The organism is Skermanella sp. (assembly GCF_059503625.1).
Genome location: NZ_JCACHA010000756.1, coordinates 1 through 10,309, shown reverse-complemented (window position 1 = coordinate 10,309; position 10,309 = coordinate 1). Strand labels below are relative to the sequence as shown.

Here is a 10,309-nt window from a genome sequence, read left to right as displayed (position 1 = left end):
GCCACGGCCCAACCTACGGCGGCGTTCCCGGTCGTAATAAAAAAGGCCGCTGCCCTTCCAGGCAGCGGCCTTTTCCGTTCAGTGCAGCGTCAGGACATCATGTCCCGGTGCGGCGTTCCGTGAAGTCGATCACTTCGGCGCCGGCATGGACCGTCCGGGCCGCGGCAGCGGCGGAGCGCTGGAAGGCCAGCACGACGGCCGCCATCTCGCGGCTGGTCGCCGGGGTCAGCGGGCGGCCCGGCAGGCGGGTGATGCCGTCCTCGCCGACTTCGCCGTCCATCAGGCGGCGGAGCGCCTCGCGTCCACGGCAGAGACGGGACTTGACGGTGCCGACCTTGGCGCCGAGCACGTCTGCGGCTTCCTCGTAGCTCATGCCCTCGAGGCCGATCAGCAGAAGCACTTCGCGCATTTCCGGCGTCAGGCGGGCAAGGGCGCGCTCGAGGTCGCGGACCGCAAGCCCATGCTCCTGTGCGGCGGGCGCCGGCGGGCTCAGGGCCTCCAGCGTCTCGTCCGGCGTCGCCGTGGTGCGGGCGCGGCGCAGTTCGTTGATGTGCGCATTGCGCAGGATCGTGAATAGCCAGGCACGCATGTTGGTGCCGGGAGTGTAACTGTCCAGACGCGTCAACGCCCGTTCCAGAGTGTCCTGTACAAGATCGTCAGCCCGCTCGGGGTGACCTACCAATGCTCGCGCAAAACGGCGCAAAGCCGGGATTTCCTGTTCCAACCGGTCGAGCGTGTTTTCAGACATTTGTTACGGCCTCCCCGGACATTTCGGTCTTCGCCCTGTTACATACGCATGAGATGGCTGAGCGCAACACCATTTGACCACTTCCTGACCGAGTTTGAACCACCTTGGCGGTGGCGAACCCGATCTGCTTGGATGAGCCACCATCCCGGAACTCACCACTGGACGCGGAACGCGAACCAGAATTCAGATATCCGAGACGTAAAACCATAGACGCCTTCTTTGTTCCCACAGATTGCGATAAATCGTACCTCGGTAATTTATCCTTTGGGACCGCGCGACTTTCGATCACGGCAACGGTTAACAATGTATCGATTCACGACTGATCTGTGGAACGTCGTGCGTGTAATTATGATATGGCATGGGTGACGTGCAACACGACCTATCTTTAAGAAACAATTTCCTACCTCCAACGTCATAAATCAGCGCCTTCGATTCCCTTTTATGTCACAACAACAGCAAGTTCACGTTCTCCGGCCACTCCGTGACGAAGATTCAGGCCTGACTACTGGCTTGGCTATGGAAAACGGTTGCGGGGAACCCCGCCTTTGAATTAGAGATACCGTCCTGTCACAAGGTTTGTGCAGCAAGGCCCGACCCGGCTTGACGGCACGGGCTTTAACGAAGACTTAACCATAAGGCGCCATCTTGGCACCAGCAGCCGACCTCCCGACCTTCTCCGGTCGATGGTCGATTGACCGAAGGCAGACATTGGTGAAAACGCAGTTTCGCATGACCGACTTCACGAAGGCCCCCCGTGGGAGCCGTGGTGATGTGCGCGTGCGGCGCTTCGCCGGTGAGTCCGACGTGCTGCTGTCTGCCCGTGGGCTGCATGGGGCTCTCCTTCTGCGACTTATGCGCCCCTGAGCGCCGCCGTCTCGTTTGACAGGTGTTCAGGGGGATCATGGCGCTCAGCGCCATCCGTTGAGGTCGCATCGATGATTCCGGTATCGTCCGCCATAGGGTCCTCTGGGACCGCGGGCGCCGGGAAGCTCAGAAGGAACAGGTTCCATGAACGCCATCTCCTCTTCTCCGAACGCCACTCCCGCCGCTGACGCCAACCGCGTCATCATCTTCGACACCACCTTGCGCGACGGCGAGCAGTCGCCCGGCGCCTCCATGAACCTGGAGGAGAAGCTGCGCATCGCCCATGTGCTGGAAGAGATGGGCGTGGATGTGATCGAGGCGGGTTTTCCGATCGCCTCCAACGGCGACTTCGAAGCGGTGCGCGAAATCGGGCGCGTCATCAAGAACTCCACCATCGCCGGCTTGTCGCGCGCCAACCGCCGCGACATCGACCGCGCCGCCGAGGCGCTGCAGTTCGCCGAGCGGAAGCGTATCCATACCTTCATCTCCACCAGCCCGCTGCACATGAAGTACAAGTTGCAGATGGAGCCGGAAAAGGTGCTGGAAGCCATCTGGGACAGCGTCACCCACGCCCGCAATCTGGTCGAGGACGTCGAGTGGAGCGCCGAGGACGGATCGCGCACCGAGCACGACTTCCTGTGCCGCTGCGTCGAGACCGCGATCAAGGCCGGCGCCACCACGATCAACATCCCCGACACGGTCGGCTACGGCGTACCGGACGAATACGCCGCCTTGTTCACCATGCTGATCGACCGGGTGCCGAACGCCGACAAGGCGATCTTCTCCGTTCACTGCCACAACGATCTGGGTCTGGCGGTCGCCAACTCGCTGGCCGGCGTCGCCGCCGGCGCCCGGCAGATCGAATGCACGATCAACGGCCTGGGCGAGCGCGCCGGCAACGCGGCGCTGGAAGAGATCGTCATGGCGATGCGCACCCGCGCCGATGCCATGCCCTACACCACCGATATCAAGTCCGAGCAGATCATGACGGCGTCCCGTCTGGTCTCCGCCGTGACGGGCTTCGTCGTCCAGCCGAACAAGGCGATCGTCGGCAAGAACGCCTTCGCGCATGAATCCGGCATCCACCAGGACGGCATGCTGAAGAACGCGCAGACCTACGAGATCATGACGCCGGAGTCGGTCGGCCTGAACCGCTCGACACTGGTCATGGGCAAGCATTCCGGTCGCGCCGCCTTCCGCGCCAAGCTGAAGGAACTGGGCTACGCGCTGGGCGACAATGCGATCGAGGAAGCCTTCGTCCGCTTCAAGGATCTGGCCGACAAGAAGAAGGACATCTTCGACGAGGATATCGTGGCGCTGGTCGACGACAGCATCGGCAGCACCAACGAGCGCATCCGCTTCGTTTCGCTGATGGTCGTCGCCGGTTCCAAGGGACCGCAGAAGGCCGAGCTGGAGCTGGAGATCGACGGCCAGCCCGTCAGCACCACCGCCACCGGCTCCGGCCCCGTCGATGCGACCTTCAACGCCATCGGCGCCCTGTTCCCGCACGAAGCCCGCCTGCAACTGTACCAGGTCCACGCTGTCACCGAGGGCACCGATGCCCAGGCGGAAGTGACCGTGCGGCTGGAGGAGAACGGCAAGACCGTGAACGGTCAGGGAGCGGACACGGATACCCTGGTGGCAAGCTGCCGCGCCTATGTGCACGCTTTGAACAAGTTGCTGACCAAGCGTCAGAAAACTGCGCCGGAAGCACTCTCCGCTTGAGTGATTTACGGCGTTGCTCTATGGAAAAGGGTGGCGGATCTTCTATGATCCGCCATCCAGATTACCCCAAGCGGCGGTTTGTCCCTGAACCGCCGTTGCCTCGGATGCGCCGTCTCAACCGGATAAAGAGTTAATCAACTCCATGTTTTCCAAACTGCTCGGCGTCCTCTCGGCCGACATGGCAATCGATCTGGGCACGGCCAACACCCTCGTTTACGTAAAGGGTCGCGGCATCGTCCTGAACGAACCTTCGGTCGTAGCGATCGCCACTATCCGCGGCAAGAAACAGGTTCTCGCGGTCGGTGACGAAGCAAAGATGATGCTCGGGCGCACGCCCGGCAACATCCAGGCGATCCGGCCCCTGAGGGACGGCGTCATCGCCGACTTCGATGTCGCCGAGGAGATGATCAAGCACTTCATCCGCAAGGTGCACAACCGGCGCAGCTTCGCCAGCCCGCAGGTCATCATCTGCGTGCCGTCCGGTTCCACCGCGGTCGAGCGGCGCGCGATCCAGGAGTCCGCGGAATCGGCGGGCGCCCGCCGCGTCTTCCTGATCGAGGAGCCGATGGCCGCCGCGATCGGCGCCGGCCTGCCGGTGACGGAGCCGACCGGCTCGATGGTCGTCGATATCGGCGGCGGCACGACGGAAGTCGCCGTATTGTCGCTGGGCGGCATCGTCTACTCCCGCTCCGTCCGCGTCGGCGGCGACAAGATGGACGAAGCGATCATCGGCTATATCCGCCGCAACCACAATTTGCTGGTCGGCGAAGGGTCCGCGGAGCGGATCAAGAAGGAAATCGGCTCCGCCTGCCCGCCCGAAGACGGCGAGGGCCGGATCATGGAGATCAAGGGCCGCGACCTGATGAACGGCGTGCCCAAGGAACTGATCATCAGCGAGCGCCAGATCGCCGAGTCCCTGGCGGAACCGGTCAGCGCCATCATCGAAGCGGTCAAGGTGGCGCTTGAGCACACGGCGCCGGAGCTGGCCGCCGACATCGTCGACAAGGGCATCGTACTGACCGGCGGCGGCGCGCTGCTGAGCAACATCGACTACGTGCTGCGCCATGCGACCGGCCTGCCGGTCTCCATCGCCGACGACCCCCTGTCCTGTGTGGCTTTGGGCACAGGCCGGGCTCTCGAAGAGATGAAGACGCTTAAGCACGTTCTCATCCAGATGTACTCCTGATATCCATATAGCGGGCCGCCACCCCCTTATTGGGAGTGGCGGCACATGAAGCGCGCGGTCTCCGGTCCTTCCTGGTCCGGCGCATCGCTTGGTGCGCCACGGGTCCGGGATCGGCTTGGGGCCGGCATTCTTAGCATAGGGAAGGTCCAGTGAAGTCACGCACCACCGGCTCCGTGGTTCGTCTTGCCGCTCCCCTGCGCGCGCTGGCCCAGCGATTCTCGTTTCTTCTGCTCGTGCTGGCCGCCATCGCCCTGATGATGGTCGGCAAGATCGACACTGTCCTGGTCGAAGGCATGCGCAACCGCGTGACCGACGCCTTCACGCCTATCCTGGACGCGATTTCCCGACCCGCCGCGACGGCGGCCCGGTTCGTCGAAAGCGTCAACGAAGTCATCAACCTGCACAGCGAAAACGAGCGCCTGCGGAACGAGAACGCTTCGCTGCTCCGCTGGCAGCAGGCCGCGCAACGCCTGGACGCCGAGAACCGCAGCCTGCGCAGCCTGCTCAACTACAAGCCGGAACTCGCGTCCTCCTACATCACGGCCAGGGTCGTGGCCGATCCCGGCGGCGCTTTCGTCCGCACCGTCGTCACATCAGCCGGGCATCGCGACGGCGTGCGGCCCGGTCAGGCGGCGGTCGCCGGACAAGGGCTGATGGGGCGGGTCGTGCAGGTCGGCGAATGGTCGTCGCGCGTGCTGCTGGTCACAGACCTCAACTCCCGTATTCCCGTCGTCATCGAGCCGTCGCGCCAGCGCGCCGTGATGGCCGGCGACAACTCCGGCCAGCCGAAGCTGCTCTACCTGCCCGGCGATGCCTCGCTCGCGGTCGGCGACCGGATCGTCACGTCGGGTCATGGCAGCATGTTCCCGCCGGGATTGCCGGTCGGGCTGGTGGCGAGCGTCAGCGACAACTCGGTCAGGGTTCAGCCTTTTGTGGATCTGGGACGCGTCGAACATCTCCAGCTCGTCAATTTCGGGCTGCCCGGCGGCCTTGGCGCCAACGATCCCGTTATCGGTGCCGGCGGCCTTCAGTGAGCGAATACACAGGGACATTGACTGGGCGTTTGCCATGACGGGCGGGTTCTGGGGCAAGATCGATCAGGCCGGACGCAACATCGCACCGCTGGCGGTGACGGTGGCGCTGATGCTGATCGGCATGGCGCCGCTGCACCTGCCCAACTACGCCACGATAGCCCCTGCCCTGCCGCTGATGGCGCTTTATTATTGGGTGATCCACCGGCCCGACCTGCTGCGGCCCAGCCTCGCCTTTGGTCTCGGCCTGTTGCAGGACCTGCTGAGCGGCACGCCGCTCGGCATGACGCCGCTGATCTACGTACTGGTCTATTGGGGCGTGCTGACCCAGCGGCGCTTCTTTCTGGGCACGTCCTTCGCGATGCTGTGGTTCGGCTTCGCGCTGATCGCGTTCGGCGCCGGCTTCGTCGGATGGCTTGCCTATTCGATCCTCAACCTGCGCCTGCTGTCGCCCGACCCGGCCCTGATGCAGGCGCTGATGACCGTGGTCCTGTTTCCCCCGTTCGGCTGGATGTTCATGCGCATCCACCGGGCGTTCCTTCAGCACTGACGGGAAGTCTTGCCGCCATGGTGGAGCGCGATACCGACAGATACCGCAGCCTGTCCCGACGGGCGCTGATGCTGGGCGGCATCCAGGCCGGCCTGATATCGACCCTGGTCGGCCGCATGTATTATCTCCAGGTCCTGCAATCCGACCGCTACACCATGCTGGCGGAGGAAAACCGCATCAACATGCGGTTGCTTACTCCATCGCGCGGGCAGATCCTCGACCGGTTCGGCGTTCCGCTGGCGGTCAACCAGCAGAACTTCCGCGTCGTGATAGTGTCCGAGCAGGCGCGCAAGATCGACCGCATGCTGAACCTGATCTCCGAGATCGTCCCGCTGACCGACGCCGATTACCGCCGCATCACCCGCGAGATCCAGCGCAAGCGCGCCTTCGTCCCGGTTACGGTCAAGGAGAACCTGACCTGGGAACAGGTCACCATGATCGAGGTCAACGCCCCCGACCTGCCCGGCGTGTCGATCGACGTCGGCGAGTTGAGGAACTACCCTTACGAGGCCGCGACGGCTCATCTGCTCGGCTATGTCGGCGTCGTCTCGGAATCGGAACTGAACGGCGACCCGGTGCTGACCCTGCCGGGCTTCCGCATCGGCAAGGCGGGCGTCGAGAAATTCCACGATGCCAGCCTGCGCGGCGTCGCCGGCACCAGCCAGCTCGAGGTCAACTCGGTCGGCCGCGTCATCCGCGAGCTGTCACGGGACGAGGGCCAGCCCGGCCGCGACATCACGATGACGATCGATATCGGGCTGCAGCAATACACCCAGGACCGTCTGAACGCCGAGAAGAGCGCCGCCGCCGTCGTGATGGACGTCCATACCGGCGGCATCTACTCGATGGCCTCCCACCCCAGCTACGACGCCAACCTGTTCACAACAGGCATCAACGCTGAAACCTGGGAGGAACTGCTGTCGGATCCGACCACGCCGCTGTCGAACAAGGTCGTGGCCGGCCAGTACGCGCCGGGTTCCACGTTCAAGATGATGGTGGCGCTGGCAGCATTGGACAGCGGGATCGTCGGCCCCCGGCACAGCGTGTTCTGCCCCGGCCACATGGACCTGGGTGACCACCGCTTCCATTGCTGGAAGAAGGGCGGACACGGCACGGTCGATTTCGTCGGCGCGCTCAAGCATTCCTGCGACACCTTCTTCTACGATCTGGCGAAGCGGATCGGCATCGACCGCATCCACGACATGGCGAAGCGCTTCGGGCTGGGCCAGCGGCTGCAACTCGACCTGCCTGGCGAACGGCCCGGACTGATCCCCAACCGCGACTGGAAGCAGGCCAACCTCGGGAAGTCCTGGACGCAAGGCGAATCGCTGATCGCCGCGATCGGCCAGGGCTATGTGCTGGCGACACCGCTCCAGCTCGCGGTGATGCAGTCGCGGCTGGTCAACGGCGGTTTCGCGGTCAAGCCGCACCTGACCCGGCAGATCGAGCGCGGCGCCGGCGAGCAGACGGCATGGCCGGCGATCGGCATCAACAAGGCCCATCTGGACATCACGCTCGCTGGTCAGAACGCCGTCATGAATCAGGGCGACGGCACCGCCTTCAAGATGCGCATCACCGAACCGGGCTTCGAGATGGGCGGCAAGACCGGCACCAGTCAGGTCCGCCGCATCACAATGGCGGAGCGCAGCACCGGCGTCCTCAAGAACGACCAGCTGCCCTGGCGTCAGCGCGACCACGCACTGTTCGTCGGCTTCGCGCCGATCAACGCGCCGCGCTATGCCTGCGCGGTGATCGTCGAGCATGGCGGCGGCGGCTCCGCCGTGGCGGCGCCCATCGCCCGCGACCTTCTGCTGGAGGTCCAGCGCCGCGACAGCGCGCGGGGATCGGCGCAGGTCTCGCGGGCCGAGCCCGTGGTGGAACCGGCGGCTGCGATCGCCGTCAAATCGGGCGCTGCGCGAAAGGTCGGCGGATGAGCGGCGATTATCTCGGCCATCAGTCGGAACTCAGCCTGGGCGAGAAGCTCTGGCAGATCAACTGGAAGCTGATCCTGCTGCTGACGTCCATCGCGGCGGTCGGCTGGACGATGCTTTATTCGGCGGCCAACGGCAGCATCGACCCCTGGGCCTCGCGGCAAGCGACCCGGTTCGGTATCGGCCTGTGCGTCATGGTCGCGGTCGGGCTGATCGACCTGCGGATCTGGCTGCGCCTGTCCTATCCGATCTACGCGGTGGCGCTTGTGCTGCTGATCGCCGTCGAGATCGTCGGCGAGATCGGCATGGGCGCCCAGCGCTGGATCGACCTCGGCGTGATCCAGATCCAGCCGTCGGAGATCATGAAGATCGCCATCGTGCTGGCGCTGGCGCGCTACTTCCACGGCGCCTCGCTGGAGGAGGTCGGCCGCCCCACTTTCCTGATCGTGCCGCTGCTGATGGTGCTGGCCCCGGTCGGTCTGGTGATGAAGCAGCCGGACCTGGGAACGGCGCTGATGGTCATGATGGTCGGCGGCGCCATCTTCTTCCTGGTCGGCGTGCGGCTGTGGAAGTTCGGCATCATCCTCGCCGGCGGCGCCGCGTCCATCCCGGTCGCGTGGCAGTTCCTGCACGACTACCAGAAGAACCGCGTGCTGATCTTCCTGAACCCGGAAAACGACCCGCTCGGCGCCGGCTATCACATCACCCAATCCAAGATCGCGCTCGGTTCCGGCGGCATCGCCGGCAAGGGCTTCCTGATGGGCAGCCAGAGCCACCTGAACTTCCTTCCGGAAAAGCAGACCGATTTCATCTTCACGATGCTGGCGGAGGAACTGGGCATGATCGGCGGCACCGGGCTGCTGCTGCTCTACAGCCTGCTGATCGCCTATGGCATCGTCATTTCGCTCCGCTGCCGCAACCAGTTCGGCCGGCTGGTCGGCCTGGGCGTCTCGACCAACCTGTTCCTCTACGTCTTCATCAACATCGCCATGGTGATGGGCCTGATCCCCGTGGTCGGCATCCCCCTGCCCCTGATCTCCTACGGCGGCACCGCCATGCTGACAGTACTGTTCGGCTTCGGCCTCGTCATGTCCGTCTACATCCACCGCGACATCCGGATCACCCGGCGGACGATGGCGGGGGATCTTTGAGAAGGTGATCGAGACGAGGCAGTAGAAAAAAACTGTCGTGAAAGCGTTTTTTTGCCATCGACAAGCCGGGAGCGCTTTGCTATCTACCCCTCGTCGCCGGGCGCTGGTGCAAAACACCGGATCGCGGCGCGGAATACAGAGGGTGCATAGCTCAGTTGGTAGAGCAGCTGACTCTTAATCAGCGGGCCCAAGGTTCGAGTCCTTGTGCACCCACCAAATTCTGAAAAATCCGGCAAACAATGTTTGCCGGATTTTTTGTATTTCAGCATCCAACTTTGGATCGGATCGTAAGAGCGCGAAGACCGGCGACAAGCGTCTTGACCCGATCTTTTCTTGCGCACACACTATGCGCATGAATCTTGCGGAGGTTGATATGGCACGAGGCACGGCACTGCGGAAACCGACCAACGTCTCGGCCCGGACCGACTTGGTTTCCGAAGCCAAAGCATTGGGTATCAACCTTTCCGAACTGTTCGAAAGCGCTCTTGAAAACGCCGTGCGCGAAGCTCGGCGGAAGCAATGGGTTGAAGAGAATCGCCAAGCATTTGCGGATTACGACAGGTTTGTCGAAACGCATGGGGTTTTCAGCGACGGCAAACGGCTGTTCTGACGTGCGTTTTCTTGATGTCTGCCGCAACCCTGCCGCCCATGGACGTGATGGTCATCCGGCACCATTCCTTCTTATCGTCCAAAGCGACCTGATTCAGGTGCGGGGCTCACGCGTCGTTGTGCCCTTGGTGCGCGTGAAAGAAGCCGGAACACCGATCAACGGGCTGATGCCGATCTTTGAGATCGAAGGCGAGCGAGTGGTGATGATGACGCCGCAGATTGCCGGCATCTCCACCGCTGAAATTGGACCTGTCGTCACCAGTCTTGCCGAACATCGGTTCGATATCAGGACGGCGATCGACATCCTGACAGGCGATCTTTGAAAGCCATACTCTGAAAATCACAAAGGGGCTGCCGGGAAACGTCTCCCGACAGCCCCTTCAATCAACCTCAGCTCACGCCGAGCGCCACGAAGCGCAGGTCGCCCTGCCGGTCCACCAGCAGCAGCACCGTCTTGCGGTTGGCGTCGCGGGCGGCTTTCACCTTGGCGGCCACATCCTGGGGAGTGGCAACC

General features: G+C 63.6%; 9 protein-coding genes and 1 tRNA gene. 9 read left to right on the top strand and 1 reads right to left on the bottom strand.

The genetic code is table 11. The features are described from left to right. Nucleotides 1–97 precede the first annotated feature (97 nt). Nucleotides 98–748 carry a sigma-70 family RNA polymerase sigma factor gene (locus AC5JJ6_RS26185; protein ID WP_496044885.1) on the bottom strand — a complete coding sequence of 217 codons (651 nt, stop codon included), beginning with the start codon at nt 746–748 and terminating at the stop codon, nt 98–100. Nucleotides 749–1,756: 1,008 nt separating this feature from the next. Between AC5JJ6_RS26185 and AC5JJ6_RS26180 the strand changes: the two genes are divergently transcribed. From AC5JJ6_RS26180 to AC5JJ6_RS26140, 9 genes are all read left to right on the top strand, one after another. After that, nucleotides 1,757–3,337 carry a 2-isopropylmalate synthase gene (locus AC5JJ6_RS26180; RefSeq protein ID WP_496044884.1) on the top strand — a complete coding sequence of 527 codons (1,581 nt, stop codon included), beginning with the start codon at nt 1,757–1,759 and terminating at the stop codon, nt 3,335–3,337. A 142-nt stretch (nt 3,338–3,479) separates the two neighbouring features. Then, nucleotides 3,480–4,523, top strand: coding sequence for a rod shape-determining protein (locus AC5JJ6_RS26175; protein WP_044427376.1), 1,044 nt, complete (start codon nt 3,480–3,482; stop codon nt 4,521–4,523). A gap of 149 nt (nt 4,524–4,672) precedes the next feature. Next, nucleotides 4,673–5,557 carry a rod shape-determining protein MreC gene (gene mreC, locus AC5JJ6_RS26170; RefSeq protein WP_496044883.1) on the top strand — a complete coding sequence of 295 codons (885 nt, stop codon included), beginning with the start codon at nt 4,673–4,675 and terminating at the stop codon, nt 5,555–5,557. Between the two features lie 34 nt (nt 5,558–5,591). Further along, a complete protein-coding gene (mreD, locus tag AC5JJ6_RS26165; protein WP_496044882.1) occupies nt 5,592–6,104 on the top strand; it encodes a rod shape-determining protein MreD in 513 nt (170 codons plus the stop codon). 17 nt (nt 6,105–6,121) lie between these two features. Further along, entirely contained in the window at nt 6,122–8,038 is a 1,917-nt protein-coding gene (gene mrdA / locus AC5JJ6_RS26160; RefSeq protein ID WP_496044881.1) for a penicillin-binding protein 2, read from the top strand. Then, nucleotides 8,035–9,186 carry a rod shape-determining protein RodA gene (gene rodA, locus AC5JJ6_RS26155; RefSeq protein ID WP_496044880.1) on the top strand — a complete coding sequence of 384 codons (1,152 nt, stop codon included), beginning with the start codon at nt 8,035–8,037 and terminating at the stop codon, nt 9,184–9,186. The genes mrdA and rodA overlap by 4 nt, the downstream gene beginning before the upstream one ends. 140 nt (nt 9,187–9,326) lie before the next feature. Beyond that, nucleotides 9,327–9,402 (top strand) — tRNA-Lys (locus AC5JJ6_RS26150). Continuing rightward, nucleotides 9,389–9,796 carry a type II toxin-antitoxin system CcdA family antitoxin gene (locus tag AC5JJ6_RS26145; RefSeq protein WP_496044879.1) on the top strand — a complete coding sequence of 136 codons (408 nt, stop codon included), beginning with the start codon at nt 9,389–9,391 and terminating at the stop codon, nt 9,794–9,796. Before AC5JJ6_RS26150 ends, AC5JJ6_RS26145 begins: the two co-directional genes overlap by 14 nt. 1 nt (nt 9,797) lies before the next feature. After that, entirely contained in the window at nt 9,798–10,118 is a 321-nt protein-coding gene (locus AC5JJ6_RS26140; protein ID WP_496044878.1) for a CcdB family protein, read from the top strand. The last annotated feature ends 191 nt before the right edge of the window (nt 10,119–10,309 follow it).